At 59.3% G+C, this 305-nt stretch carries 1 protein-coding gene; it reads left to right on the top strand.

What is annotated here, in order from left to right; all coding sequences use genetic code 11:
- A partial coding sequence (locus FPZ47_RS28775; RefSeq protein ID WP_168209600.1) for a hypothetical protein occupies window positions 1–235 on the top strand: 235 nt, incomplete at its 5' end.
- Window positions 236–305: the final 70 nt, after the last annotated feature.

The following is a 305-nucleotide window of genomic DNA, read 5'->3' on the forward strand; positions in this document are numbered from 1 at the left end:
CGACTGTCCGATGTTCGTTCATGACCCCATCAACCTTGAGGCATTCAGACAGTTGGAATATCTGATGTCGCCAGAGCACGCCGCGGAGACATGGACGGAAGACGTTCCGGTTGCACTCGCGGCCACCGCGGCGGGCATCGTCGGGCACACCCATGCCGACCCCGGTGTGGACCCCGAGACCATCGAGGACGACTGGGATGAGTTCGACGCCGACCCAATTGGAGTAGGGATCTGACCCTGATTTTTCAGCCTGATGTGGGTGATGGCTGTGTCGTGACACGGAAATGCCCTTCGTGCAAGGGAAA

The sequence above is a fragment of the Mycobacterium helveticum genome (assembly GCF_007714205.1).
In the GTDB taxonomy this organism is placed as follows: Bacteria; Actinomycetota; Actinomycetes; order Mycobacteriales; family Mycobacteriaceae; genus Mycobacterium; species Mycobacterium helveticum.